At 67.9% G+C, this 26201-nt stretch carries 26 protein-coding genes; 15 read left to right on the top strand and 11 right to left on the bottom strand.

Annotated elements, in window-relative coordinates; translation table 11 throughout:
- Positions 1-15: 15 nt before the first annotated feature.
- The 3 genes from DT343_RS06430 to DT343_RS06420 are packed head-to-tail and all read right to left on the bottom strand — an operon-like array spanning position 16 to position 4996.
- Positions 16-795: a thioredoxin domain-containing protein gene (locus tag DT343_RS06430; RefSeq protein ID WP_112862197.1), complete on the bottom strand. Its 780-nt coding sequence runs from the start codon at positions 793-795 to the stop codon at positions 16-18.
- Between the two features lie 26 nt (positions 796-821).
- Positions 822-2222 (bottom strand): M48 family metalloprotease, encoded by a 1401-nt coding sequence (locus DT343_RS06425; RefSeq protein ID WP_112862196.1) that lies wholly within the window; start codon positions 2220-2222, stop codon positions 822-824.
- A 59-nt stretch (positions 2223-2281) separates the two neighbouring features.
- Positions 2282-4996 carry an Rne/Rng family ribonuclease gene (locus DT343_RS06420; RefSeq protein ID WP_181669131.1) on the bottom strand — a complete coding sequence of 905 codons (2715 nt, stop codon included), beginning with the start codon at positions 4994-4996 and terminating at the stop codon, positions 2282-2284.
- A 508-nt stretch (positions 4997-5504) separates the two neighbouring features.
- Between DT343_RS06420 and DT343_RS06415 the strand changes: the two genes are divergently transcribed.
- Together DT343_RS06415 and DT343_RS06410 are read left to right on the top strand one after the other, a co-directional pair.
- Positions 5505-6680, top strand: coding sequence for an N-acetylmuramoyl-L-alanine amidase family protein (locus DT343_RS06415; RefSeq protein WP_220116489.1), 1176 nt, complete (start codon positions 5505-5507; stop codon positions 6678-6680).
- Positions 6681-6719: 39 nt separating this feature from the next.
- Positions 6720-7397, top strand: coding sequence for an SDR family oxidoreductase (locus tag DT343_RS06410; protein ID WP_112862193.1), 678 nt, complete (start codon positions 6720-6722; stop codon positions 7395-7397).
- A gap of 4 nt (positions 7398-7401) precedes the next feature.
- Here DT343_RS06410 and DT343_RS06405 read toward each other — a convergent pair whose 3' ends face one another.
- A complete protein-coding gene (locus DT343_RS06405) occupies positions 7402-8070 on the bottom strand; it encodes a J domain-containing protein (RefSeq protein WP_112862192.1) in 669 nt (222 codons plus the stop codon).
- Positions 8071-8115: 45 nt separating this feature from the next.
- Here DT343_RS06405 and DT343_RS06400 point away from each other — a divergent pair, with 45 nt between their 5' ends.
- The 7 genes from DT343_RS06400 (at position 8116) to DT343_RS06370 (ending at position 16668) form a co-directional block, all read left to right on the top strand.
- Entirely contained in the window at positions 8116-8412 is a 297-nt protein-coding gene (locus DT343_RS06400; RefSeq protein ID WP_112862191.1) for a BolA family protein, read from the top strand.
- 80 nt (positions 8413-8492) lie between these two features.
- Positions 8493-10310 carry a response regulator gene (locus DT343_RS06395; protein ID WP_112862190.1) on the top strand — a complete coding sequence of 606 codons (1818 nt, stop codon included), beginning with the start codon at positions 8493-8495 and terminating at the stop codon, positions 10308-10310.
- A gap of 124 nt (positions 10311-10434) precedes the next feature.
- A complete protein-coding gene (locus tag DT343_RS06390) occupies positions 10435-10899 on the top strand; it encodes an RcnB family protein (protein WP_112862189.1) in 465 nt (154 codons plus the stop codon).
- A gap of 98 nt (positions 10900-10997) precedes the next feature.
- The gene (locus DT343_RS06385; RefSeq protein WP_112862587.1) at positions 10998-12686 is read left to right on the top strand and encodes a cisplatin damage response ATP-dependent DNA ligase; all 1689 of its coding nucleotides are present in this window, start codon (positions 10998-11000) and stop codon (positions 12684-12686) included.
- A gap of 51 nt (positions 12687-12737) precedes the next feature.
- Entirely contained in the window at positions 12738-13691 is a 954-nt protein-coding gene (locus DT343_RS06380) for a mechanosensitive ion channel family protein (protein WP_112862188.1), read from the top strand.
- Positions 13691-14707 (top strand): threonine aldolase family protein, encoded by a 1017-nt coding sequence (locus DT343_RS06375; RefSeq protein WP_112862187.1) that lies wholly within the window; start codon positions 13691-13693, stop codon positions 14705-14707. The genes DT343_RS06380 and DT343_RS06375 overlap by 1 nt, the downstream gene beginning before the upstream one ends.
- Before the next feature lie 110 nt (positions 14708-14817).
- A complete protein-coding gene (locus DT343_RS06370; protein ID WP_220116487.1) occupies positions 14818-16668 on the top strand; it encodes an ABCB family ABC transporter ATP-binding protein/permease in 1851 nt (616 codons plus the stop codon).
- Here the strand turns inward: DT343_RS06370 and DT343_RS06365 are convergent.
- From DT343_RS06365 to DT343_RS06350, 4 genes are all read right to left on the bottom strand, one after another.
- The gene (locus tag DT343_RS06365; protein ID WP_112862185.1) at positions 16653-17132 is read right to left on the bottom strand and encodes a chemotaxis protein CheE; all 480 of its coding nucleotides are present in this window, start codon (positions 17130-17132) and stop codon (positions 16653-16655) included. The two genes, DT343_RS06370 and DT343_RS06365, sit on opposite strands and share 16 nt — an antisense overlap.
- Complete coding sequence (locus DT343_RS06360) at positions 17129-17680, bottom strand: response regulator (protein WP_112862184.1); 552 nt, start codon at positions 17678-17680, stop codon at positions 17129-17131. Before DT343_RS06360 ends, DT343_RS06365 begins: the two co-directional genes overlap by 4 nt.
- Positions 17681-17810: 130 nt before the next feature.
- Positions 17811-18758: an acetyl-CoA carboxylase carboxyltransferase subunit alpha gene (locus tag DT343_RS06355; protein WP_112862586.1), complete on the bottom strand. Its 948-nt coding sequence runs from the start codon at positions 18756-18758 to the stop codon at positions 17811-17813.
- A gap of 90 nt (positions 18759-18848) precedes the next feature.
- Positions 18849-19769, bottom strand: a complete 921-nt coding sequence (locus tag DT343_RS06350; protein ID WP_112862183.1) for a site-specific tyrosine recombinase XerD — start codon at positions 19767-19769, stop codon at positions 18849-18851.
- A 125-nt stretch (positions 19770-19894) separates the two neighbouring features.
- Here DT343_RS06350 and DT343_RS06345 point away from each other — a divergent pair, with 125 nt between their 5' ends.
- The 3 genes from DT343_RS06345 to DT343_RS06335 are packed head-to-tail and all read left to right on the top strand — an operon-like array spanning position 19895 to position 22154.
- Positions 19895-20461: a shikimate kinase gene (locus tag DT343_RS06345; protein WP_112862182.1), complete on the top strand. Its 567-nt coding sequence runs from the start codon at positions 19895-19897 to the stop codon at positions 20459-20461.
- Positions 20458-21564, top strand: coding sequence for a 3-dehydroquinate synthase (gene aroB / locus DT343_RS06340; RefSeq protein WP_112862181.1), 1107 nt, complete (start codon positions 20458-20460; stop codon positions 21562-21564). Before DT343_RS06345 ends, aroB begins: the two co-directional genes overlap by 4 nt.
- Before the next feature lie 2 nt (positions 21565-21566).
- A complete protein-coding gene (locus tag DT343_RS06335) occupies positions 21567-22154 on the top strand; it encodes a GNAT family N-acetyltransferase (RefSeq protein ID WP_112862585.1) in 588 nt (195 codons plus the stop codon).
- Here the strand turns inward: DT343_RS06335 and DT343_RS06330 are convergent.
- Both DT343_RS06330 and tadA read right to left on the bottom strand, forming a co-directional pair.
- On the bottom strand, positions 22151-22576 hold the full coding sequence (locus tag DT343_RS06330; RefSeq protein WP_082464998.1) for an MliC family protein: 426 nt from the start codon (positions 22574-22576) through the stop codon (positions 22151-22153). The genes DT343_RS06335 and DT343_RS06330 overlap by 4 nt on opposite strands.
- A gap of 50 nt (positions 22577-22626) precedes the next feature.
- Entirely contained in the window at positions 22627-23085 is a 459-nt protein-coding gene (gene tadA / locus DT343_RS06325) for a tRNA adenosine(34) deaminase TadA (protein ID WP_181669160.1), read from the bottom strand.
- Between the two features lie 12 nt (positions 23086-23097).
- Here tadA and DT343_RS06320 point away from each other — a divergent pair, with 12 nt between their 5' ends.
- From DT343_RS06320 to rsmD, 3 genes are read left to right on the top strand one after another with little or no spacing between them, the layout of a single operon-like run.
- Positions 23098-24654 carry a pseudouridine synthase gene (locus DT343_RS06320; RefSeq protein ID WP_112862179.1) on the top strand — a complete coding sequence of 519 codons (1557 nt, stop codon included), beginning with the start codon at positions 23098-23100 and terminating at the stop codon, positions 24652-24654.
- 23 nt (positions 24655-24677) lie between these two features.
- On the top strand, positions 24678-25088 hold the full coding sequence (locus DT343_RS06315; protein WP_258522509.1) for a GFA family protein: 411 nt from the start codon (positions 24678-24680) through the stop codon (positions 25086-25088).
- A 4-nt stretch (positions 25089-25092) separates the two neighbouring features.
- Entirely contained in the window at positions 25093-25668 is a 576-nt protein-coding gene (rsmD, locus tag DT343_RS06310) for a 16S rRNA (guanine(966)-N(2))-methyltransferase RsmD (RefSeq protein WP_112862178.1), read from the top strand.
- 70 nt (positions 25669-25738) lie between these two features.
- Here rsmD and DT343_RS06305 read toward each other — a convergent pair whose 3' ends face one another.
- Positions 25739-26191, bottom strand: a complete 453-nt coding sequence (locus DT343_RS06305; protein WP_146756716.1) for a hypothetical protein — start codon at positions 26189-26191, stop codon at positions 25739-25741.
- Positions 26192-26201: the final 10 nt, after the last annotated feature.

The following is a 26201-nucleotide window of genomic DNA, read 5'->3' as shown; positions in this document are numbered from 1 at the left end:
TCGGCCGCAGGTTGGTCAGCGCTTCGCTGCTTCGATCAGTTTGCCGATCTCGGCCGGGTCGATGCCGGGGCTGGCCTTGCCGTTGACGAAGAAGGTCGGCGTGCCGCGCAGACGCAGGGCGGCTGCCGTGGTGTGGATATCGGCGATGTGGCGGGTGGTGTCGGGCGCGGCGATCGCGGCCTTGGCGCGGGCCATGTCCACGCCATGCGCGGCCAGGATGGCGTCGATCGCTTCGATCGACAGCGCCCGCTCGGTCATCAGGGCGTCATAGACCTCCAGATACTTGCCCTGCTGGTGCGCCGCCAAAGCGGCGCGGGCGGCGTATTGCGAGGTGATGTCGTCGCCGCGGTCCAGGATGGGCCAGTCCTTGAAGACGAAGCGGACCTCGGGATGGGCGGCCATCAGGGCGCGATAGTCGTGGGCCACGGCCTTGCAGCCGGGGCAGCGGAAGTCGAAGAACTCGATCACCGTGATCTTGGCGTTCGCCGGACCAAAGGCCGGATCGCGGGCGTCGGGCGCCAGGAGGCCGGCGTTGGCGGCGGCGGCCTGGTTCGTCTCCTCGACAGCGGCCTCGGCGTCCTTGGTCTGGAGCGCCATCTGCGCCTCCTGCAACACCTCGGGATGCTCCAGCAGATACGCACGCACGTTCGATCCGCCGGTCAGATAGGGCGCGGCTGAAAAGCCCAGCGCGATGACCGACAGGCCCAGGGCCAGATAGCCGGCGCGGCCGCCGCTGAGCCATCCTGGCTTGGCGGTCTTGGGTTCGGGCGCAGGCGTGGGGGCGTCGTCGGTCATTCAGGCTCGCAGTCGGCGGTAAGGAATCAGTTGAGGGTGGCGGGCCGGCGCGCGGCGTCACGGCGGTCCAGGTCGTTGAGATCGTCGGGCGTGGCGCCCGAGGCTAGGACGATATCGACGGCGCGGCGCCATTCGATCGAGCCGGGATCCAGCATGGAGCGGGCGCGCAGGGCGAACTGGGTGGCCTGTTTCTCGTCCCCGCCGGCGAAATAGTATTCCGCCGAAGCCAGGCGCGCTTCGCCTTCCTTGCCCTGCGAGGCATAGGCCTGGGCCAGCAGTCGCCAGGCCATGGTGTTGTCCTTCTCGGCGACGACGGCGTGTTTCAGCTGGTCGATGGCCTCGACCAGATTGGCCTTGTCGTTGGTCTCGATCAGGGCGTGGGCCAGATTGACGCGCAACAGGGGGGCGTCGGGCTTCAGGCGGACCGCCTCGCGGTGGGCGGCGACGGCCTCGGCCGGGCGACCTTCCTCGAACAGGATCTGGCCCTTCAGTTCCTGGAAATAGGGGTTGTTCACGTCGCCGGCGATCAGCGCGTCCACCGCAGTGAGCGCCTTGTCCGTCTGGCCGTCGCGATACCAGGCGATGGCCCGCGCATAGCGGCCGGGCAGGGAGGTGTCGGTCGACGGATAGTCGCGCAGGGTGGCGTTCGGCGCATCCATGAAGGCGTGAATCTTGGCCAGGATCAGCGCGTGCTGCGCCATACGTTCGGGGCTGTCGCGATGGTCGTAGTGCGGCTGTTCCTGCACATAGCGACGCAGGCTCTCGATCCGGTTCGACGACAGGGGGTGGCTGCGAAAATAGGGATAGCGGCGGGCGTCGGAAAAGACCTCCTGCGAGCGGAAGTTCTCGAAGAAGGACACCAGCCCGGCGCCGGATTCGCCGGCCGCCTCCAGCGCCCGCGCGCCCGAGATGTCGGCCTCGCCTTCCTGGCTCTGCATATAATGCAGCGCGCCAAGAGCGCCGAAATACTGGCTGGAGCCGAGCAGGGCCACGCCTGCGTCCGGCGCGCCGGCGGCGATCGCCAGGGCGCCGAGCGCCATGGTCATGAACATCGGCTGTTTGCCGGCGTTCTCGGCCCCGTCTCGCAGGGTGTGGCGGTTTTTGATGTGGCCCGCTTCGTGCGCCATCACGCCCAGCAGTTCGCCAGGCGTCTTGGTGCGCAGGATCAGGCCGGTGTTGACGCCCATGATCCGCCCGCGCGTCGCAAAGGCGTTCAGGTCGTTGTCGTTGACCAGCAGGACTTCGATGTCGTTCGGGTTCAGCCCCATGGCCACGAAGACCGGGTCGGCCCATTCGCGCACGATGCCCTCGACCTCGGTGTCGCGGATCAGGCTTTGCGCGGAGGCCTGGCCGGCGACGGAAACAGCCATCAAGGCCGCCGCCGCCGCCGCCAGAACGCGGGATGCAGATCGGGGAAGCCACCTCATGGCTCTACTCCAACAACGACCGGCCCCCGCCTGTATCCAGACAGTCTAATCGTGACCGATCAGCGGCGCCACCACCCGCGCTTGGGCTTTTCGGGCGATGCGACGATCTGGTTCGGGTCTTCGGCGATGATGGCCTGGACGTCGATCTCCGGCGTGGGGGCGACGAAGGGTTCGGCCAGCACGGCCTCGGTCACCGGAACCGCCGTCGGGGCGGCGACCGGGGCGACCTCGGCCGGTTCGGCGGCCAGCGCCTCGTGTGGGGTCACGTCCAGCTCGACCGGTGCGCCTTGGACCGTGGCCTCGTTCGGCTCGATGGCGGTGTCGGGATGCGGTTCGGTCGCGATCTCGACATTGGCGCTGGCCGACTTGCGGCGCACGCGACGACGCTGAGGCTCAGGCGCGATGGCCGGGGCGGCGGTTTCGACGGCCTCGGTCGGCTCGACCATGACGGCCATCGGCGTCTCGGGCGAGCCGTCGGGCGGCATGCCTTCGTTGGTGGCGCGGTTCTCGACCTTGATCTCGTGGCTGACGGCGCCGTCGCCACGGCCGCGACCGCGACGACGACGGCGGCGCGAACGGCCGCCTTCCTCGCCGGAGCCTTCGCCGGCCCCGTTATTGGCGACGACATCCAGGCCTTCGCCCTCGGACTGAGCGACAGCGGGGCGTTCAGCCCGCTCGGGGCGCTCGCCGCGTTCCGGACGACCTTCCGAGCGGCCGGGGTTCAGCGGGTCGAACCAGACATAGGGGTCGTCCAGCGACGGCGTGCGGCCGCGGACCCAGGTGTAGACGTCGCGCTCGCCATCCTCGCGGACGCGGCGACCGCCACGGCGGCCACGGCGACGACGGCGGCCGTTTTCGTCTTCCTCATCGTCAGAGGCGTCGTCGGCGCTGACCGCATCGACGGCCTCGACGTCGGAGGTTTCCTCATCGCGACGACCGCCGCGACGGCGACGGTTGCGTCCACGACCGCGATCGCGACCGCCGTCGTGACGTTCCGAGCGTTCGCGCGGTTCGTCGTCGTCGCTGTCTTCGCGGTCCAGGGATTCGACCGTGTCGTCATCGTCGTCGGCGATGATCTCCTCGTCGTCGTCCTCATCCTCGTCTTCGTACAGCGAGGCGTCAAAGTCGTCGTCGAGGTTGGGCATCTCGATCTCGGGCGCGACGAAGTCCTCGTTCGTCTCGGTGCGCTCGATATTGTGTTCGCCCTGACCCAGGCTGTCGTCGATCTGGACGATGACGTTCAGGCCGCGACGTTCCAAGAGCGACTGCAGGTAGGCGCGCTTGTGGTTCAGGATATACAGGCCGACGGCGGTGCAGACCTTCAGCACCACGACGCCCGCGCCGTTCTTGCCGGCCTCGATGTCGACCGCGCGCAGGGTCATCAGGGCCGCGGATTCGGCCGAGCGGATGCGGCCCGTGCCCTGGCAGTGCGGGCAAGCCTCGGTCGCGCCCTCGATCACGCCCAGGCGGCGCCGCTGGCGGCTGATCTCCATCAGGCCGAAGGGCGAGATGCGGCCCATCTGGATGCGGGCGCGGTCGGAGGACAGGGCCTCCTTCAGCACGCGCTCGACAGCGCGGTTGTTCTTGCCCTCATCCATGTCGATGAAGTCGATGACAACCAGGCCGGCGAGGTCGCGCAGGCGCAGCTGGCGGGCGGCTTCCTCGGCCGCTTCCATATTGGTCTTGAACGCCGTCTGCTCGACGTTGCGTTCCTTGGTGGCGCGACCGGAGTTGACGTCGATGGCCACCAAAGCCTCGGTCTGGTTGATCACCAGATAGCCGCCGGACTTCAGCGGCACGACCGGCTGATGGATCTGCGTCAGCAGTTCCTCGATGCCATTGGCCGCGAACAGGGGCCGCGAGCCGCGATACAGGTGAACCTTCTTGGCCTGCGCCGGCATCAGCACGCGCATGAAGTCGCGCGCTTCCTTGAAGCCCTCGACGCCCTCGACCTGAATGCCGTCGAAATCCTTGTCGAACATGTCGCGCACCGCGCGGCGGACCAGGTTCTCTTCCTCGTAAATCACCGAGGGGGCGTGAGAGGCGAGGGTGGTCTCGCGGATCGTCTCCCAAAGGCGCAGCAGATATTGATAGTCGCGCTTGATCTCGGCCTTGGTGCGCTTGGCGCCCGCCGTGCGGATGATCAGGCCCATGCCCTTGGGCACTTCCAGGGCCGAGACGGCGCTCTTCAGGCGGCGACGGTCCGAGGTGTTGGTGATCTTGCGGCTGATGCCGCCGCCCTTGCCGGTGTTGGGCATCAGCACGCAGTAGCGGCCGGCCAGCGACAACCAGGTGGTCAGGGCCGCGCCCTTGGCGCCGCGCTCGTCCTTGACGACCTGGACCAGCAGGATCTGGCGGCGCTTGATGACGTCCTGGATCTTGTAGCGACGCATCAGGCGGCGCTTCAGCCGCTCCTCGTCGGCCAGCGCCGATTCGGGGTCGACGTCATCGCCGGTCGATTCGCGGTCGAGATCGTCTTCGTCCTCGTCGTCATGCGCCTCGGCCATGATGGCTTCACGGTCGGCGACGGGGATCTGGTAGTAGTCGGGGTGGATTTCGTTGAAGGCGAGGAAGCCGTGGCGATTGCCGCCGTACTCAATGAAGGCGGCCTGCAGGCTGGGCTCTACGCGAGTGACCTTGGCGAGGTAGATGTTGCCGCGAAGCTGGCGCTTCGCACGGGATTCGAAATCGAATTCCTCAATCTTGCGCCCGTCCACGATGGCGACCCGGGTCTCCTCGGGATGCGCCGCATCGATCAGCATTGTCTTTGACATGGAAAGTCTCTCTCTGGCGCGCGCAGGCCGACCGTCCCGGATCTCCGGACAGGGTCATGGCGGCTCGCCGAATGAAGGTGAGGGCCGGCGCGCGCGATATCCCCTCGCCGAGAACGGCGAAGAAGGCTTGATCAAGCCGTTGGGGAACGCAGGCGGAAAGGCCCATTAAGTCGTCGGTCCTGAACCGGGCGCGCCAATCCCTTGGGAAGGCCGCGTCCCTGGTCCGCTCTTCGAACCATCGGCCAGGCCGGGGCGGTTCTAGGATTGGTGAAAGTCAACGCCGCGAGGAGGGCGCGCCAAGATTCGCAGAGGCGAAATCGGCGCGATCGGTTCGCGAGCGGTCACAGCATAGTCATGCAACGGGAGAATTAAAAGGCGCTCGCCTTAACCCCCTGAATACGAGCCTCTGTCATGATGGGGTTCAAGTAGGCTTAAACCGGGTTCGCCGACGCAGATGAGCGGTCGCGTTTTGACAGGTCTGATGCGCTGGGGCGCGAAGGAGTGGGCGATGACCGCCTTGGCCTTCGTGGTCATCTGCATGGTCGGTCTGTCCGCAACGCGCGGTTTCGCCTGGGGTGCGCAGGGCGATGTGCTGGCGGTGCGCTTCGGCGCCAACGGCGATCGGACCCGCGTCGTCATCGATCTGGACAAGACGGCGCAGGGACGCGTCATCGACGCGGGCGGCGAAGGCCGGGTGGTGCTGGCCCTCAGCGGTGTTGCGCCCGGGCGTGGTCTGAACGGCGGCGGTTCGGGTCTGGTGCGCTCCTATGAGGTCACGTCTTCCGGCGGTTCGTCGCGGGTTCAGCTGGAACTGGCGCGCGGCAGCGAGATCGAACGGCGCTTCCTCCTGCCGCCCGGCGACGGCGTCAGCCATTATCGTTATGTCGTGGACCTGAAGGCGACCGGGGCCGCCGCGCGCGCTTCGACCACGCCGGCGCCGCGGGCCAGCGCGCCGCCGCGCCGCGCTGAACGCCCCCTGATTGTCATCGACGCCGGCCATGGCGGCAATGATCCAGGCGCCAGCGGCGCAAGCGCTCAGGAAAAGCAGGTTACGCTGGCCGCCGCCCTGGCGTTGAAGGCCGAGCTTGAGAAGAACGGCCGCTATCGCGTCAGGCTGACCCGGACCGACGACCGCTATGTCGACCTCTATCGCCGCGTCTCCATCGCGCGTCAGGCCGACGCCGACCTGTTTATTTCCTTGCACGCCGACGCCGGCGCCGATCCGGCGCTGCGCGGGGCCAGCGTCTATACCTTGTCGGAGCAGGGCGCCGGCCGAGCGGTGCGCGAGTTCACGCGCGGCGACAACTGGCACCGTGAACTGCACCTGCCGGGCCGTGATCCATCAGTTGATCGCATCCTGCTCGACATGACCCAGCGCTCGACCCAGAACCGCTCGGCCCAGTTCGCGCGTGTCCTGCTGACCCATCTGGAGGGCTCGGATCATCCTCTGCTTCGCCGCAGCCATCGCGATGCGGGCCTGGCTGTCCTGTTGGCGCCCGACGTGCCGGCCGTCCTGCTGGAAATGGGCTTCATCACAAATCCTGAGGACGAGCGGCTTCTGACCGACGAGCGCGCGCGCCGTCGCCTGATGAAGTCGGTCGCGGACGGCATCGATCGCTATTTCCGCGAGCCGTCGAGCCCGATGATGGCTGCCGCGAACAGCCAGGCCGCCGGCCAGCCCTGATCCGGCGCAACCAAGCCGGCCGTCGCCGGTTTCCGGACCATGAAAAAAGCGATTGTCACGGGCGGATCGGGCCTGATCGGAACGGGCGTCTGCAACGCCCTGCTGACCAATGGATGGGAGGTCGCCTCCTTCGACCTGAAACCGAGCGATGGCGAAGCGCGTCACATCGACTGCGATCTGGGTGATGAGGATTCAGTCAAACAGGCGTTCGAGACGCTCGGCTGGTCGTCGCTGGACCTGCTGGTCAACAACGGGGGCATCGCCGATCCGGTGAACGGCCCGCTGGCTAAGCTGTCGCTGGCGGACTGGCGCAACATCATCGACAGCCATCTGACCGGCGCCTTCCTGATGAGCCGCGCCGCCATTCCGCTGCTGAACGAGGGCGGCGCCATCGTGAACATGATCTCGACGCGCGCCTTCATGTCCGAGCCGCACACCGAGGCCTATGCGGCGTCCAAGGGTGCGCTGCTCGCCCTGACGCACGCCTTGGCGATTAGCGAAGGCCCTCGAATCCGCGTAAATGCCATTGCGCCCGGCTGGATTTCGGATGGCGAGGATCTGCGTTCTGTCGATCACGAACAGCACCCGGTCGGCCGCGTCGGCCGCGCAGAGGATATCGCCGGGGCCGTGCTCTATCTCGCCGAAGCGGGCTTCGTCACGGGGCAGGTGCTGACCGTGGACGGCGGCATGACGCGCAAGATGATCTACGCCGACTAGGCCGTCAGGCTAGGCCGGCCTTTTTCAGTGTCTTCCAGGCCTTGATGACGCGTTGCAGCTTGGCCTCAGCGCTGCGGTCGCCGCTGTTGGTGTCGGGATGAAACCGCTTTAGCAGCTCGTGATACTGAGCCTTGATCTTCGTTTTGTCCGCGCCGGGGTCCAAATCCAGGTCGGCGAGGGCGGCGCGTTCCAGCTTGCCGATGCGGCGGTCCTCGGTCGCGGACTGCGGCGCCTGATCGCCTTTGCGCCCGAACAGGCCGAAGCTGTCGCGCCATGAGCCTGCGCCGGTGGTGTTCGAGGTGCCCATCTTGGCGGCAAAGGCGGCGGCCTCACGTGTGAACTTGCCGGCCTGCATCTCCCAGGTCGGGCGCCCGCCGGTCATGGCCTCGTTTTCCTGGGCGGCGCGGATCTGGCCTTCGCTCATGCCGGCGTAGAAGTTCCAGCCCTTGTTGTATTCGCCGGCGTGCGGCTGGCAGAATTCGTAGAAGTCGTTCAGCCGCTCGCGCGACTTGGGCGCCTTGGCGGCGGCGGCCCGACGGCAGTCGGGCCACTGGCACGGCTTTTCGCCCGGCTTCAGGTGAAGGACGTCGGCTTTCGCCGCCTCTTCCTCGGGCTTGGGCGGCTTCACCCGAATGTCGGTGAAGCGCGGCTTGTATTGAAAGGAGGCGGACATCAGCCGAAGTGTAAGCCCGATTGGGACAGCATCAAGGAATCGATCATGTCTGAAGGCCCGGTGGCGACGATTATTCGTGCAAAACTGACGGTAGGGCTGTCGCCCGTGCGTCTGGAGGTCGAGGACGACAGCTGGCGCCACGCCGGACATCATCATGAAGGCGGAATGGACGCCAAGCCTGGCGGCGAAAGCCATTTCAATCTGGTGATCGTGTCCGCCGCTTTCCAGGGGCAGTCGCGGCTGGCGCGACAGCGCGCGGTCAACGCCCTGTTGAAGGACGAGATGGCCGGACCTGTCCACGCCTTGTCCATCAAGGCGCTGACGCCGGAGGAGGCGGGATGAGCGAAAGAACTACGTTCACACCGTCTTAGAACCTTCGTCTTAGCGTCATGCGACCAAACAGAACGTGGGGATCTGGGCTTATGGTGGAATCAGACGGCGTCGCGAAGGCGCTCCCGGGCGAAGAACGCGCCGGCGACGCGGCTCAGGCGCTGACCGCCATCCTGCAGACGCAGTATCTCCGCTACCTGATCATCGCGTCTTGGGCCGTGGGCCTGCTGGGCACGGTGGGCTTGTGGCCGGCGCTTCTGTGGTTCGGCGGAACCGTCGCAGCTGGATCGCTTCGGGGTCTGGTCGAGCGTCGGGTCAGTCAGCGGGTGGGCAAGAACTGGGGCCTGATCTTCCCGATCGTGGCCACCGTGACGACGGGCGCCTGGGCGATCGCGCCTCTGTTGGCCTGGTTCTCGCCCTCCGAGTTCGGACGACCTCTCGCGCTCGCACTGATCATTTCCGGTTATGTGCTAGTTTTCGCACAGCTGCGCAGTTCGCCGCGCCAGGCCGTGATCATCTCCTCGCCCTATGGCGCGGCTGCGACGATCATCCTGTTCAGCCTGTGGGGCACGTCCGAGTTCTGGTCGATGCTGGCGGTTCTGCCCTTCACGGCGGCCGGTCTGTTCGTTCTGGTGACGATGACCCTGCTGCGTGAAGACCGTATCCGGGCGTTTCAGTCCCACCAGGCCCATCTGATCGAAGAGCTGGAGGCCGCCCGCGACAAGGCCAATGCCGCCAATGACGCCAAATCAAACTTCCTGGGCGTGATCTCGCACGAACTGCGCACGCCGATGAACGGCGTGCTGGGCGCGGCCCAACTGCTCAGCGCGACGCGACTCGAGGCGACGCAGCGGGAGTATCTGTCGATCATCCGCAACTCTGGCGACAACCTTCTGTCGCTCCTGAACGACATCCTCGACATGACCAAGATCGAGGCGGGCAAGATGAACTTCGAGGTCGTCGACATTGTCATCGAAGACCTCAGCAAGCGCATCACAGGCCCGTTCGAGGCCCAGGCCGAGGCCAAGGGGCTAGCGTTCGTCTCGACTGTGGAAGGCGAGATTCCGACGGTGGTGCGCGGCGATCCGCTGCGGGTCTGTCAGGTGGTGCAGAACCTTTTGTCCAACGCGGTCAAGTTCACAGAGACTGGCCAGATCCATTACCTCGTGCGCGGTCACCGCGTGTCAGACCAGCGCGCGCGCTTCGAATTCGTCGTTCAGGACAGCGGGGCGGGTATTGCCGCAGCCGATCTGGAACGGCTGTTCATGCCCTTCACCCAGGTCGACACCTCCTCGACCCGGCGGTTTGGCGGCACGGGTCTGGGGCTGACCATCGCGCGGCGCATGGCCAATATCATGGGCGGCGACATCACTGTGACGTCCAAGCTCGCCGAGGGCTCCTGCTTCACCCTGGAGATCGAGGCCGAGGTCGTCGAATGGGCCAAGCCGGTCGCGGCGGCCGAGGTTCATGCCGAGATCGAAGGCGGCGAGTCGCTGCGGGTCCTCGTGGTCGAGGATCACCCGGTGAACCGCATGATCCTGGAGGCCTGGATGAGCTCGGCCAGCCACGTCACCTCGACAGCGGAGAACGGCCAGGTCGCCGTCGATATCGCCAAGGAGCAGCCGTTCGACCTCATCATCATGGATGTGAACATGCCGGTGATGGACGGTTTGACGGCGACGCGTCTGATCCGCGAAGGCGGTCTGAACACCGGCACACCCATCGTCGTCCTGTCCGCGTCGGCGCGTCATGAGGATCACGAGGCCGGTCTTGAAGCGGGCGCGGACGCCTATCTGAACAAGCCGATCGACTTCGGCGCCTTGGCCGCCCTGATGGGGCGCGTCAGCGGCGGGCGCGAGGCGGTGGCGCAGATGGTTACGTCGCAGCCTGAAACCTCGGTCGCCGCCTGATTGCGGCGATCCTGTGTTCTGCACATGAACCTCAGCCGATAACGCCGGTTCAGGTCCGCCTCAGTCGCCAGGCTCCATAACTGCACCCAAGCCGACGTTCTTCGGCGCAGATGGAGACACGATCATGAGAAAGATCCTGACCGCCACCATGGCCGCCCTGATGGCCACGACCGCCCTGGGCGCCGCCGGCGCGGCTTCCGCGCAATCCCGCCATGACCATCGCTACGAGCACCGCTACGAGCACCGGGATTATCGTCACGACCGCCGGGACTACCGCCGCGAGCTGCGTGAGGATCGTCGCGAGTACCGCCAGCAACAGCGCGCCTATGAGCGTTGGCAGCGTGCGGAAAGTCGCTACTACGCTCCGCGCTATGTCCCGCCGCGCGGCTATGCGGTCCGGACCTGGAGCTATGGTCAGCGGATGCCGTCCTACTATCGCACCAACGCCTATGTGGTGAACGACTACGACCGCTATGGCCTGCGTGCGCCGCCCCGTGGCTACCAATATGTCCGCAGCGGCAATGACGTGGTGCTCGCCGCCGTCGCCGGTGGTTTGATCACCGCCGTGATCGCCGGCCTGTTCAACTGATCCGCTAGGGATTTGAGATGCGCCCCGGATGGAAACCTCCGGGGCGTTTTTCGTTCTGAGCAGGACGGCGACGCTTCCGGCGCCCAAGATGGATGACGATGCGCGCCTTCGCCGAGCTACTGGACCGCCTGTCCCTGACGGCCTCGCGCAATGCGAAGCTGGTGCTGGTGCGCGACTATCTGAGGGCGACGCCTGATCCCGACAGGGGATGGGCGCTGGCGGCCCTGACCGGGGACCTGACGTTCGACGCGGCCAAGCCGGCCATGATCCGAAAGGCGGTCGAGGGCCGGGTCGACAGCGTGCTGTTCGGCTGGTCCTACGACTATGTGGGTGATCTGGCGGAGACAGTGGCCCTGATCTGGCCCGTGACGCCGGACCACCGGCCGAACCGCGAGCCCGAACTGGCCGAGGTTGTCGAGGCGCTGAGGACCGCCACGCGGACGGAGGTGCGTGGTCTTCTGGAAGGCTGGCTGGATGCGCTGGAGCCGAAAGGACGATGGGCGCTGCTGAAGCTGATGACCGGGGCCTTGCGCGTGGGCCTGTCGGCGCGGCTGGCGAAGACGGCGGCGGCCATGATGCGTCCGGATGCGGTTATGGCGCCGCCTTCGCCGGAGGGTGACGAGGCGCAGATGACGCTGGAAGCCCTGGACGCCTCGGCCATCGAGGAGGTCTGGCACGCGGTCGAGCCGCCCTACGCCGACCTGTTCGCCTGGCTGGAGGGCAGGGCGGAGCGGCCGAGCCCGGATGCGCCCGGCCGATTTCGACCCGTCATGCTGGCCGTCGCCATCGATGAGGCCGTGGACCTGCCCAAACTGTCGCCGACCGACTATGCGGCCGAATGGAAGTGGGACGGCATTCGGGTGCAGGCCGTGCTGGAAGGCGAGGTCCGCAAACTCTATTCCCGCACCGGCGACGAGATTTCGGGCTCCTTTCCAGATGTGATGGAAGCCCTGGCTTTCGAAGGCGCGATCGACGGCGAGCTAATCGTCTGGCGCGATGGGGCGGTGGCGCCGTTCGGGGATTTGCAGCAGCGGCTGAACCGTAAGTCGGTGGACGCCAAGGCGATGCAGGCCTTTCCTGCTGCGGTCGTCGCCTATGACCTGCTGGCCCAGGATGGCGAGGATCTGCGCGGCCTGCCGCTGCGCGAGCGTCGGTCGCGGCTGGAGGCCTTGGTCGCGGGTCATGCCGGCGAGCGGCTGCACCTGTCGCCGTTGGTCGATTACGCCGATTGGGATGAACTGGCGCGGCTGCGCGCCGATCCGCCGGTCGGGGCGGCGGCCGAGGGGCTGATGCTGAAACGCTGGGACAGCCCCTATCTGGCGGGGCGACCCAAGGGACCGTGGTTCAAGTGGAAGCGCGACCCTCACGTCATCGACGCCGTCCTGATGTACGCTCAGCGCGGGCACGGGAAACGCTCCAGCTTCTACTCGGACTACACCTTCGGCGTCTGGACGCCAGAAGGCGCGCTGACGCCGGTGGGCAAGGCCTATTTCGGCTTCACCGACGAGGAGTTGAAACAGCTGGACAAGTTCGTGCGCGATCACACCATCGACCGGTTCGGGCCGGTGCGGTCGGTGCGGGCCGAGCGGGACTTCGGCCTGGTGCTGGAGATCGCCTTCGAGGGGCTGAATCGCTCGACGCGGCACAAGTCCGGCGTGGCCATGCGTTTCCCGCGCGTCAGCCGCATTCGCTGGGACAAGCCGGCGCGAGACGCCAACACCATCGACGATGTGATGGACCTGCTGGACGCCATCGAAAGCGGCGGCGGACGGATCGCAAAGACCTGAAATCGGGCTTTCGGGGGTTCCAATCGGCGCATCAGGCGTTAGACCCGGCCCATGTCTCTGCCTCTTTCCAACGAAGTCGTCGACGCGGTGGCCGCGGGCCGCAAGGCCGTATCGGTCGACGCCGCCATGATCGCCAAGCTGACCGACATGGCGGGCGATTTCGCGATCAATCTGACCATCGCCATCCTGATCTTCGTCGCCACCCTGTTTGTGGCGAAGTGGGCGGCCGGCGCAGCGCGCAAGACGCTGTCGCGAGTGCGCGGCTTCCGACATGATCCGACCGTCCTGAGCTTCGCCGTCCAGGTCGTGCGGGTGGTGGTGATCATCATCGGCATGATCGCGGTGCTGCAGCGCCTGGGCGTTCAGACGACCTCGATCATCGCCGTGCTGGGCGCGGCGTCACTGGCGGTGGGTCTGGCGTTGCAGGGCACGTTGTCGAACGTGGCGTCAGGGATCATGCTGCTGGTGCTGCGGCCCTACCGCGTCGGCGACGTGGTCGATGTGGGCGGAATGAGCGGCACGGTGCAGCGACTGGACCTGTTCACGACCCAGTTGTCCAACGCCAATAACCACAAGATCGTCATTCCGAACTCCAAGGTCCTGAGCGACCCGTTGACCAATCTGACCGGCCAGCAGACGCGCCGGATCGAGATCAACTTCACGGTCGGCTATGGCGACGATCTGAACCAGGCGCGTTGCGTGCTGGCGGATATGGCCGCCGCACACGACAAGGTGCTGCACGATCCCCATCCCTGGACCGGCGTGACGGGCTTGTTGGACAGCTCGGTGCAGGTGACGCTGCACGCCTGGGTCAAGGTCGGCGACTGGTGGCAGACCCAGGCCGATCTGATGCAGGGCGGCAAGGAGGCGCTGGACGCCGCCGGGATCGAGATTCCGTTCCCGCATCAGGTCGCCGTGCCCTATGGCGATGAGGATGTGGTGCCGGTCGTGCGCGTCCGCACGGTCGAAGACGATACGGCCGATCTGAAGGCGACGAACCGTTGATGCGTTACGATTTCGGCTCCGATAACACCGCCGGCATGGCGCTGAGCGCCATCGAAGGCCTGGTGCGCGCCAACAAGGGATTTGTTCGCGCCTATGGCGCAGACGAGGTCACCGCCCGCGCCGCCGACCAGATCCGCCAGCGTCTGGATGCCGACGCCGAGGTGCGTTTTGTTTTCAGCGGGACGGCGGCCAACGCCATCGCCCTGTCGATGCTGGCCCAACCCTATGAGGCGGTGCTGGCGCACCATGCGGCGCACATCTGCACCGACGAGACGGGCGCGCCGGGATTCTTCGGTCACGGCGTCGGCCTGATCGGGCTGCCGGGGTTCTCGGGCAAGATTGATCCGCTGGCCCTGCAGGCGCAGTTGGGCGAACCCGAAGTCGGACATCGTCAGCCGCCCGCCGCCCTGTCGCTGACCCAGGCCACGGAATATGGCTCGGTCTATACCGAGGAAGAACTGCGCCACCTGATCGAACCGGCCAAGGCGCTGGGCTACGGCGTTCACATGGACGGCGCGCGCCTGACGAATGCGGTCGCCGCCGGCTTCGACCTGAAAGACATTCCGCGCCTGGGCGTGGACGTGCTGGTGTTCGGCGGGGCCAAGGCGGGGGCCAACTGCGCTGAGGCGATCGTGCTGTTCGACAAGAGCCTGGCGCGGCGACTGGACAATCGGCTCAAGCAGGCGGGCCAGACGTCGTCCAAGACGCGTCTGTTGTCGGGTCCGATGCTGGGCTTGCTGGAAAGCGGCGATTGGGAATCGGGCGGCGCCCATGCCAATCTGATGGCGCAGCGGCTGGCGGCAGGCATCGCGGGGCGGTCGCCCTTCGTCCTGGCCCATCCGGTGGAGGCGAACGCCGTCTTCGTGCGGATGCCGCCAGAGGCGCATGCCCGCCTGAACGAAATGGGCTGGGCCTGCTATACCTTCGATGACGGTTCGGTGCGCTTCGTCTGTTCATGGGCGACGCAGGAAGCGGCCGTGGACGAGTTGATCGAGGCGGTCGCCGGTCTGGGCTGAGCGACGAATCCCCGCTTGCGCGCCAGCGTGGCCTTTCCCCGGTCGCATTGGCTTTCCATATGCGGATCATGGCGATACGAGGCGAACGCTCCGGCGGCAGGCGTGACCCGATGGTCAAGGCGCAGCAGGCAGGGAGCTTACAGGACAAGACGGACGGACCCCCGACGCTGACGGCGCTGGCGGATTTGGCGCGGCTGGTCGCCCGTTCAGGCGCACCGCACCTGAAACTGCGGCTGATCTCGGCCATCCTGCTGACGCTGGCGGGCAAGGGGCTGGGCGTCATGGCGCCGCTGGTGCTGGGTGCGGCGGTCAACCGTCTGGCGGCGGGGCAGGGTGCCGCGACCGCCGTCGGCCTGGGCTTTGCGGCCTTCGCCATCGGCTGGACGCTTGTTCGGTTCCTGTCGGCGGCCTCGCCCCTGATCTCCGACGTGGTGTTCGCGCCGGTGCGCGCCTCCGCCCAGCGCGCGACGGCGGCCGAGGCCTTCGCCCATGCGCTGAGCCTGTCGCTGGACTTCCACCAGACCAAGCGCTCGGGCGCCCTGTCGCGGACCATGGACCGGGGATCGCGCGCGGTCGACTTTCTGCTGCGCATCCTGGCCTTCAATCTGGTTCCGACCGGGGTGGAGCTGGTGCTGGCGGCCGGGGTGCTGGGCGCGAAGTACGACTGGCGTTTCGCCGCCGTCGCGGTGGTCGTGGTCGTCATCTACACCGCCGCCACCTTCGCCATGTCCAACTGGCGGCTGGAGCATCGCCGGATCATGAATGCGGCCGATTCCGAGGCCGCCGGCGTCTCGGTCGACGCCCTGCTAAACTATGAGACGGTGAAGTCGTTCGGGGCCGAGACGCGCGCTGCCCAGACCTATGACCGGGCGCTGGGCGACTATGCCGAGGCGTCGCTGAAGGCCAACAGTTCGCTGAACATGCTGAACGGGATGCAGGCCCTGGTGATGAACCTGGGGCTGGGCGTCATGGCGGTGATGGCCGGGTTCGAGGCGGCGGCCGGGCGGATGGGACCGGGCGACGTGACGGCGGCGGTGCTGATCATGATCTCGCTGTATGCGCCGCTGAACATCCTGGGCTTCGCCTATCGAGAAATTCGTCAGTCCTTCATCGACATGGAGGAGATGCTGAAGGTGACGCGACAGACGCCGCAGGTCGCCGATGCGCCGAACGCCGCCGCCCTGCCGCGGCCGGTCGATGCGCGCGGGGCGTCGGTCGCGTTCGAGGCCGTCGGCTTCCGCCACGATGCACGGGCGAATGGGCTGGAGGACGTGAGCTTCTACGCCGCGCCAGGCACCACGACGGCGCTGGTCGGCCCCTCGGGCGCGGGGAAGTCCACCATCGTCAAACTGGCGCTGCGTCTGCTCGATCCGCAGGAAGGGCGCGTGCTGATCGACGGCCATGATGCGCGTGAGGTGACCCAGGCCTCGCTGCGATCGGCGGTGGCGCTGGTGCCTCAGGATGTGGCGCTGTTCAACGACACCCTGGCCGCCAACATCGCCTTCGCCCGGCCCGAGGCGGATGAGGCGCAGGTGTGGGCGGCCGCGGAGGCGGCGGAACTGGCCGACTTCATTCGCGGCTTGCCGGACGGGATGCAGACCAAGGTCGGCGAACGGGGGTTGAAGCTGTCGGGCGGCGAACGTCAGCGGGTGGGCATCGCTCGCGCCCTGCTGGCCGATCCGTGCATCCTGATCCTGGACGAGGCGACCAGCGCCCTGGACAGCCGCACCGAGGCCGCGATCCAGAAGACGCTGCGCAAGGCCAGGAACGGCCGCACGACCCTGGTGGTCGCCCACCGGCTGTCGACCGTGGCGGACGCGGACCAGATTCTGGTGCTGAAGGCCGGGCGGATCGTCGAGCGGGGCGGGCACCACGAACTGGTGGCCCGACAGGGCGGGGAATATGCAGCGCTGTGGCGCAAACAGACGCGCGGCGGCAAGACGCCTCAGATGGCGGACTGACCGGCGGCCGGCAGCTTCTTTCTCACCACCTCTTGCAGGTTCGTCAGGATGGCGGTCCGCGCGGCCTGCTCCTCGGGCGGCAGCGCCAGCAACAGCTTCATCGCCTGGGCGTGGACCGTGGCGATGCGCCAGTCGAAGCCGCCCTGACGCGGCGCGGCGTCCAGCAGGTCGCACAGGCCCTTGGCCGCTGTGCACAGGTCATCCATCGAAAAGGGGCTGGCGGCGTCAATGATCTGGCTGGAGGCGGAATAGGCCAGATCCAGCCGCATCGGCTCGATCAAGGCCGGATCGGGCTTGGCCAGAAGGACGGCGATATTGTCGCCGATGATGGCGCGGGCCTGATCCTGAAGGCCGTCGAGATTGGCGCGGGCCTGAGCCAGGGCGACCCCGACGCTGACGCCGCCGGGGCGGTCCAGCATCTCGGACAGGCGGGATTTGCGCTGGGTATGGGTGATGACGGTCATAGGGCCAAGGTCTCCATCCCACTCGCCTTGCGGATCATGTCGGCGCGACGTTCGACGCCTTCGTAACCGGTATGCCGGAACCGGCGATCGGGGCCCATATAGTCGCCGACCTCGAGGAAAGGCCGGCTGTCGCGCGCGACCCACAGGATGCGCTCCAGCAAAAGGGCCGGGCTGAACGGCTTGGTGATGACGAAGTTGGCGCCGCAGTCGCGCGCCTCGGCGACGCGACCGCGACGAATATGGCTGGCGGTCATGATGACGGGGGTGAAGGTGTTGGGATTGGCGCCTGAGCGACGCAGCCAGCGCACCAGTTCGAACCCGTCGATGTCGGGCATATCTGTATCGACGACCAGCAGATCGACGGGCTTGTCGGTCAGCAGCTTCTGGGCCTCGGTCCCCGTGCCGCAGGCATAGGTCGGGCGGATGCCGAAGCCGGTCAAAGCGTTAGAAGTCAGCGTCAGCGAAAACGGCGAATCGTCGACGATCATCGTGATCGCGCCGCCCAGATTGAAGACGGCGCTTTCGCGCAGAGACTCGCCGCCGCTCATGACGCAAAGGCCCCCGTCTGGCCCGCCGATAGACTCATGGCCGGTCGCAAACCCCGATGCCCCTTAACGAAGGTGGAGCTTGGCAGACGAGGGTGGATGCTGCGTTAACGCTGACTCGGGCGATCAAGCGTCAGAGGGCGCCGATGGCGTAGAAGCGATCCGCGCGGCGCTTCTTGATCTGCTGGGGCGTCAGGCCGTCAAAGCCCTTCAGCTCTTCGGCCAGAACGTCGCCGACATTGGCCATCCCCGCGTCGCGATCGGTGTGAGCGCCGCCGACAGGCTCTTGGATCAGGCGGTCCACGATCTTCAGCTGCATCAGGTCCGGGCCGGTGATCTTCATCGCCATGGCCGCATCCTTGGCCCGCGCGCCGTCGCGCCACAAAATGCCGGCGGCGCCCTCGGGCGAGATGACCGAATAGATCGAGTGCTCCAGCATCAGCACGCGGCTGGCCGCCGCGATGGCGATGGCGCCGCCCGAACCGCCTTCGCCGGTGATGGTGGCGATGGAGGGCACGCCCAGGGTCAGGCAGCGCTCGGTCGAGCGGGCGATGGCCTCGGCCTGACCGCGTTCCTCGGCGCCCAGGCCCGGATAGGCGCCGGCGGTATCGATGAAGCTGAGGACCGGCAGGCCGAACTGTTCGGCCATGTCCATCAGGCGCACCGCCTTGCGATAGCCCTCGGGCCGCGCCATGCCGAAGTTGTGGGTGATACGGGTCGCGGTGTCGTGACCCTTCTCGTGGCCCATGATGACGACTGGACGACCGCGGAACCGGGCAAGGCCGCCCAGGATGGCCTGGTCGTCGCCGAACTGGCGGTCGCCGTGCAGCTCGTTCCAGTCGGTGAACAGGCTCTGGACGTAATCGATGAAGTGCGGACGCTGCGGATGGCGCGCGACCTGTGTCTTCATCCAGGGGTCGAGGCCGGCGTAGGTCTTCTTGCGCAGCTGCTCGGCCTTTTTGCGAAGGCCTTCGATCTCGTGATCGATGTCGCCCGAGGTGTCGGCCAGCAGCGACAGCTCCTCGATCTTGGCTTCCAGATCGGCGATCGGCTTTTCGAAGTCGAGATAGTGCGTGGCCATCAAGGCGTCCGGGAACTGCAAACGGGCGAAAGCGCCCTTGGGGAAGGCGCGCGAACCTAGAGAGGTCAACGCCGCCGGGCAAGCGGGGGTTCAGTCGTCGCGCGCCAAGGGGTGGTTTTGGTGGACGACCTGGGCCAGGCGATCGGTGGCGACGTGGGTGTAGATCTGGGTCGTGGCGATATCGACGTGGCCTAGCAGGGTCTGGACAACGCGCAGGTCCGCGCCGCCTTCCAGCAGGTGGGTGGCGAAGGCGTGGCGCAGGACGTGGGGGCTGACGCGGGCGGGATCTATGCCGGCGGTGACCGCGGCCTCGTCCAGCAGTTGGGCGAAGCGGCGCGGGGTCAGGTGGCCGGTGCGGCCGGAGGAGGGAAACAGCCAGGGACTGTCGGGCGGCTCAGGCTTTCGCCCATCCTTGCCCTTGAGCTTCGCGTCGCGGACGACCAGCCAGGCCTTGACCGCTTCGCGGGCGGCGGCGTTGAGGGGCGCGAGCCGTTCCTTGCCGCCCTTGCCGCGCACGATCAGATAGGCGGGGTCGCGCCGAACGGCTTCGACTTTCAGCCCCAGCAGTTCGGACACCCGCAGGCCGGAGGCGTAGGCCATCTCGACCAGGGCGACCAGGCGCAGACCCGCCGCCGCGTCACGGGCGGCCGAGGCGGCCAGCAGGGCGTCGATCTCGGCGCGGCTCAACACCTTGGGCAGCGATCGGCCCTGTTTGGGGGCGTCGAGGCGGCGCGAGGGGTCGTCGGTGCGCCACCCCTCGGCCAGGGCGAAGCGATAGAACTGACGCGCGGACGAGCGACGACGGGCGGCGGTGGCGGCCGACAGGCCGCGCCGCGACAGGTCGGCGAACCAGGCCTCGACCGCCTCGGCGTCGGCCTTCATCAACCCGCCGGCGTCCGACAGCGCCGTCTCCGCGTCCGCCAGATCGCGGCCATAGGCGGACAGCGTATGGGGCGAGGCGTCGCGTTCGACCGCCATCATCTCCAGAAAGGCCTCGATCTGGGGCGTCATCGCACGATCCGCGCGCCGAACGGATGGCGCATGGTCTGGCTTGGTGTAGAGGTTTTCTGGATCATGCCTGCCCGCGCCGCCGCCTTCGCCTTCCTCTCGACCGACCGTTCCGCCGGAGCCGCCGGATGAGGCGGCGCGCGAATCCGGGTCCGACCCGCACCATAGCCCTCGTCGGCCTGATGGGGGTGGGCAAATCGTCAGTCGGTCGTCGGCTGGCCAATCGGCTGCGACTGCCGTTTGCGGACGGGGATGTGGAGATCGAGGCGGCGGCCGGGATGACGGTGTCGGAAATCTTCGCCGCCCTGGGCGAGGCCGAGTTCCGCGCGGGTGAGGCGCGGGTGATCCGCCGCCTGCTGGAGGGGCCGCCCATCGTCCTGGCGACCGGCGGCGGGGCGATGATGAATCCGGAGACGCGGGCGCTGCTGAAGGCCAAGGCCGACACCGTCTGGCTGAGGGCCGATCTGGCGGTCATCGCGGAGCGGGTGGCGCGCCGCGACACGCGGCCCCTGCTGCGCGGCAAGGATCCGTTGGAGGTGCTGACGACCTTGGCTCAGGCGCGCTATCCCATCTACGGCGAGGCCGATGTGACCGTGGACGTCGGGCAGGGCTCGCACGGCCAGGCGGTGGACGCCATTCACAAGAACCTGCGCCGACACTGGCGCCAGAGACGACGCACGGAGACCCCGCAATGACGATCATTCCGGTCAGCGGCGGGGCCTTTGCCGCCTATGACGTCGTGGTGGGACGCGGGCTGCTGGCGCAGGCCGGCGCACACATCGCGCCGCTGGCCAAGGGGCGGACGGTCATCGTCACCGACGAGACGGTTGCGGGCATCCACGCCCAGGCCCTGACCGCGTCGCTGACGGCGGCGGGCGTGACCAGCGAGATCGTGGCCGTGCCGGCGGGCGAGGGCTCCAAGTCCTTCGCCGAGCTGGAGCGCGTGCTGGACCGGCTGCTGGAGATCGGCCTGGATCGCAAGGATGTGGTGATCGCTTTGGGCGGCGGGGTCGTCGGCGATCTGGCCGGGCTGGCGGCAGCCCTGTTCATGCGCGGCATCGACTTCGTGCAAATCCCCACCACCCTGTTGGCCCAGGTCGACTCGTCTGTCGGCGGCAAGACAGCCATCGACACCCCGCGCGGCAAGAACCTGGTCGGCGCGTTTCATCAGCCGCGTTTGGTGCTGGCGGATGTCGACGTGCTGGCCACGCTGCCGGAACGCCAGGTGAGGTCCGGCTGGGCCGAGGTGCTGAAGCACGGGCTGATCTGCGACGCGCCCTTCTTCGACTGGCTGGCAGGCGAGGGGGCTGCGGGCGCGCAGGGCGATCCGGCGGCGCTGGAACGGGCGGTGATCCGCTCGGTCGAGATCAAGAGCGCGGTGGTCGGCGAGGACGAGAAGGAGGCGGGACGACGCGCCCTGCTGAACCTAGGTCACACCTTCGGCCATGCGATCGAGGCCGAGGTCGGATTCGACGAAGGGGCGCTGGCGCACGGCGAGGCGGTGGCGCTCGGCTGCTGCATGGCCTTCCGCTATTCGGCGGGTGAGGGCCTGTGTTCGGCGGACAACGTGGCGCGGGTCGAGGCGGTGGTCGCGGCGGCTGGGCTGCCGACGCGGCTGGATCAGGCGGGATCGTTCGCGGCCGACCGACTGCTGGCCCTGATGGCCGGGGACAAGAAGGCCGAGGGCGGGGCGCTGACCCTGATCCTGGCGCGCGGCATCGGCCGTGCCTTTGTCGCTAAGGGCGTGGATGCGGCCAAGGTGCGGGCCTTCCTGATCGAGGAAGGCGCGACTGCGTGATGATGCGGATGGCCCCGGTACCTCTGGGGGATCGGTTCGTGCGGCTGGAGCCGTTCGAGGAAGGGCTGAGAGCCGAGGTTGGGGCGGCGCTGGATTGCGATCCCGACGCCTGGGAGATCATGGTGGCGCTTGCCTATGGCGATCATTTCGAGGCCTGGTGGAACGCCGCGATGGCGGCGATGAAGGCACAGAACCGGATCGCCTATGCGGTGCGGCGACTGTCCGATGGGGCGGTGGTCGGGACGACCAGCCTGTATGAGATCAACCCCGCCTATCGCCGCTGCGAAATCGGCTCGACCTTCTATCGGCCGGAGGCGCGGGGCGGGGCGATCAACCCGGCCTGCAAGCGGCTGTTGCTAGGGCATGCCTTCGACGCGGGCGCGGTGCGGGTCGAGATCATCACCGACGCCGTCAACGCCCAGAGCCAGGCCGCCATCCTGAAGCTGGGCGCCAAGGCCGAGGGCGTCCTGCGCAAGCACAAGATCACTTGGACCGGCCGGGCGCGCGACACCGCCATGTTCGCCGTCATCGACGACGACTGGCCCGAGGTGCGCGAGAGACTGGACCAGCGACTGGCGGCGTTCGTTTAGTCGACCGCTCGGCATTCCGTCGGCTGGCGGCCTTCGACGGACCAGGTGGCGAGGACGCCCTTGCCGCGCAATTCGACATTGGAAGCGCGGTACCAGATGCCGTCGGCGGCGCGCTCCTGATACAGGTCGATGGCCTCGCCGGACGAGTTGCGGATGGTGGCCATCTGGCGCGGGTTGTCGAAATCGACCGACAGGCGCTCGCCGTTGTCGCACAGATAGACGGTGTGGACGACGCGGTTCAGGGTGCGGTCCTGGATTTCGGCGCCGGTGCGCTGGCGGGCGGTCTGGGCCTGGATGGCGCGTTCCTTGACCTCGTCGCCGGTGCGCGGAGCCTTGTCGGGATCGGCGCCGCAGGCGGTGAGGAGGGCCAGGGCGGCCAAGCCGCTGAAGACGATCGACTGCGGCAGATCCGGCTTGAACAAGGTCTTTTCCCTCCACGGCCCCGCCCAACGGCGCAGCTTTTCGCGGCGTTCTAACGTGCGCCGCCTGTCGCCGTTCCCCGTCTTTGACGGAAGAAGGATTTGAGCAGCGACGACGCCTCGCCCGCCAGAAGGCCTGAGTCCGTCGTCGGGCGCCAGTGGCAGGTAGGTTGTTCGAACAGGCGCGGGCCGTGGATGACGGCGCCGCCCTTGGGATCGTCGGCGGCCCAGACGACGCGGCCGATGCGGGCGTGGCTGATGGCGCCGGCGCACATGGCGCAGGGCTCCAGCGTCACATAGAGCGTCAGGCCGGTCAGGCGATAGTTGTCCAGCGCCGTCGCCGCGCGCCGCATGGCGACGATCTCGGCATGGGCGGTGGGGTCGTGGGCCGCAATCGGACCATTGGCGCCGGTCGAAATTACCTCACCTGAAGCAGGATCGACAAGAATTGCGCCCACGGGCACCTCTCCTGCGTCCGCCGCCGCTTGCGCTTGGTCCAGCGCCATGCGCATGAACCGCTCATCATGGTCCGCCATACAGACGACAACGACAAGAAGCCCCGCGCCCGTCAAGACGAACGGTCGCCCCGGCCCTTTAAATCCTCCGGTCCCCGCAAGAGCGGCGACGGGACGAGATCATTCGGCGACAAGCCGCGCGGCCCTCGCGAAGACGGCGCCAAGCGGTTCGGCGACAAGGCCGACCGCCCCCGCAGCGACAAGCCCCGCAGCGACCGGCCCCGCACCGACAAGTCGCGCAGCGATGGGGGCGGCAAGGACGGCAAGTCCAAGACGCCTGAGACGCCTCTGCGCGCCGAGCGAATCGCCAAGACCATGGCGCGCGCCGGCATCGCCTCGCGCCGCGAGGTCGAACGGCTGATCGGTCTGGGCAAGGTGGCGGTCAACGGCCGCATCCTGGACACGCCCGCGACCTTGGTGACGCGCGACGACGTGATCACCGTGGACGGCAAGCCCATCGGTTCGACCCAGGCGACGCGGGTCTGGCGCTATCACAAGCCGGCGGGCCTGTTGACCAGCCATAGCGACCCGACGGGACGACCGACGGTGTTCGACGCCCTGCCGGCCGGTTTGCCGCGCGTGATTTCGGTCGGGCGGCTGGACCTGGCGACCGAAGGCCTGCTGCTGTTGACCAACGACGGCGAGCTGAGCCGGGCGCTGGAGCTGCCTTCGACCTCGCTGGTGCGTCAGTACCGGGCGCGGGCGCGGGGCAAGATCACCCAGGAGCAGCTGGACGCGCTGAAGGATGGCGTGGTCGTGGACGGCGTCTCCTATGGTCCCATCGAGGCCAAGCTGGACAAGGCCAAGGAGTCCAAGTCCGAGGACGGCAAGGCGCCGGCGAACCTGTGGATCTCGGTGTCGATCACCGAGGGCAAGAACCGCGAAGTCAGGAAGGTGCTGGAGTCCGTCGGCCTGACGGTCAACCGGCTGATCCGCCTGGCCTACGGCCCGTTCCGCCTGGACGTGCTGCCGGTCGGGTCGGTGGAGGAGGTCGGGCCGCGCGTGATCCGCGAGCTGTTGGCCGAGTATATCCGGCCCGAGAACCTGCCGACTGGCAATACGGTCGAGACGCCCGCGCCCATCCCCGGCCGTCGGGTCTCGACGCCCATCGTCAAGGGCCGGTCGGGTTCGGCCATGTCGGACCCGTCGCGCAAGCCCAGCCGCGTCCGCGCCGCCGAAACGGCCCAGGCGGATGCGGTCGAGCGCCGCGAGCGTCCGCCCAAGAAGGAGGGTTGGGCCAAGGCCGCGCCCAAGTTCGAGCATTCCAAGAGCTTCAAGCCGCGCGAGCGCACGGCGCCGGCTGGCGATCGTTTGGCGCGTGAGGACGGCGACCGGCCCAAGCGCGCCTTCAAGCCGCGCGACGACCAATTCATCGACGATCGGCGCGGCAAGCCCGGCGCCAAGCCGGCGGGACGTGCCGGTTCCGGCCCCCGCGCCGGGGGTCCCGGCGGAAAGCCGACCGGCGGCCGCGACTTCAAGCCTCGCACGGGTGGCGGCGGCAAGCCGGCCGGTCCGTCTGGAACGAGCGGACGCGGGCCAGGCGGCAAACCGCGCACGCCCCGCTGAGGATCGCCGCCGAGGACTGAGCGATGACGATCTCGACCGGGCGGTGCCTGTGCGGCGCCATCACCTTCACCGCGACGCCGAACGGCGGGATGCACGCCTGCCACTGCTCGACCTGTCGGCGGCAGTCGGGCGGCATCCTGTTCAGCGTGGACTGCGGCGACAGCGTCGCGGTCACGGGCGAGGTGGCGACCTATGTGTCGTCCGACTGGGCGACGCGGCAGTTCTGCCCCGCCTGCGGGACCGGCCTGTTCTGGCGCTCGAACGACGCGGCGATCACCATGGTCTCGGCCCAGGCGTTCGACGACCCGTCGGTCTTCGCCTTGGAGGACGAGTTCTGCATCGAGAGCAAGCCGGCGACCTATGCGCTGGCGGGCGAGCGGCCGCGCCTGACGACGGACGAGCTATGGGCGCAGTTCGCGCCGCCTGAGGCCTGAGAGTATGCGGATCGTCGCCGGAAGCCTGAAGGGGCGGGCCATCGTCGCGCCGGAGGGGCAGGGTACGCGCCCGACCTCGGACCGCGCGCGCCAGGCCGTGTTCAACGTGCTGGAACACGCCGCCTGGGGCGAGAGCCTGCAAGGCTTGCGGGTCATCGACCTGTACGCCGGTTCCGGCGCCCTGGGGTTCGAGGCGGTCAGCCGGGGAGCGGGCTTCTGCCTGTTCGTCGAGACGGACGACGGGGCGCGCGGCGCGATCCGCGAGAACGCCGACGCCTATGGGCTGATGGGACGCACGCGGGTGCATCGCAGGAGCGCGACCGACCTGGGCGTGCGGCCCGGCCCGATCGCCGAGGCGTTCGACCTGGCCTTTCTGGACCCGCCCTATGGCAAGGGGCTGGGAGAGCAGACGCTGGCGCGGCTGATCGAGGGAAGCTGGCTCAAGCCCGGCGCCCTGGTGGTGTTCGAGCGCGGGTCGGACGAGCCGGAGATCGACACCCCTGGCTATCAGCGTCTGGACGCGCGCGACTATGGCGCAGCCAGGGTGCTGTTCCTGAAGGTGGCGGACCCTGCCGCCTGAGCGGAAAAGTGCACTGTGAGTTTTTACAGTGCACTTTCGTGCAGATTTTTGCGAGCGGGTCGCAACCGCCTCAGTCCTCGGGCGGCGGTCCCAGCAGGGCCTCGTCTTCTTCCTCGATCTCGCGCCGCATGTTTTCCAGCGAGGCGGCCACCTCCTCGCGGCTCATGCCGCTGAAGAAGTCCCGATCGAAGGCGCGAGCCGCGCGGGTCAGTTCGTCGGCCAGGGCGCGCCAGCGGCGAGCGTCCGACGCGCGCCCGCCCTCGACCGCCTCGGCGAAGCGCAGACGCGCGGTTCGGGCCAGGTCGTCCATGTCCAGGTCGGAATAGAGGTTCAGGTCCAGCTCGCCGGGCGGCGGTTCGACCTGATCGCTGCGCCGCCAGCCGTATTTGCGGGCGCGCCGGCGAAAGGCGGACAGGCCCAGGTCGTGGCGACGACAGACGGCCTCGGCGCTGAGACCCGACAGATAGTCGGTGCGGGCCTGGGCCCAGATGGCGGCTTCACGGATGCGATAGGGCTCGGTCATGATCGCAGCC

This window comes from Brevundimonas vesicularis, from assembly GCF_900445985.1.
GTDB lineage: Bacteria > Pseudomonadota > Alphaproteobacteria > Caulobacterales > Caulobacteraceae > Brevundimonas > Brevundimonas vesicularis_D.
Note: the sequence above shows the minus strand (reverse complement) of the source record. Positions and strands in the feature narration are given on the sequence as shown.